Annotated in this window: 1 protein-coding gene; it reads left to right on the forward strand. The window is 76.3% G+C overall.

Annotated elements, in window-relative coordinates; all coding sequences use genetic code 11:
- Positions 1-241 (forward strand): helix-turn-helix domain-containing protein (locus ACQG3P_RS22570; RefSeq protein ID WP_426806300.1); only part of this gene is annotated, 241 nt, incomplete at both ends.

Genomic DNA, 241 nt, shown 5'->3' on the forward strand with positions numbered 1-241 from the left:
CCGCGCGGCAGTGCCGCCAGGCGTCCGGGCTGCCGCCGGACCGCTTCCTGCTGACGCGGCGCCGTGCACGCGCGGTGGCACTGTGCCGCGACACCGCGCTGCCGATCACCGAGATCGCGCGGCAGACCGGCTGGAACAGCCTGGGCACGTGCGGGCGGATCTTCCGCGTCATCTCCGGGCAGAGCCCGGGCGAGCTGCGTACATGCCTGGCCGCCGGCACCGCGGCGCAGGCGCCGGAATG

Origin of the sequence: Stenotrophomonas sp. SrG, assembly GCF_050031795.1 — a bacterium.
Lineage (GTDB): Bacteria > Pseudomonadota > Gammaproteobacteria > Xanthomonadales > Xanthomonadaceae > Stenotrophomonas > Stenotrophomonas rhizophila_A.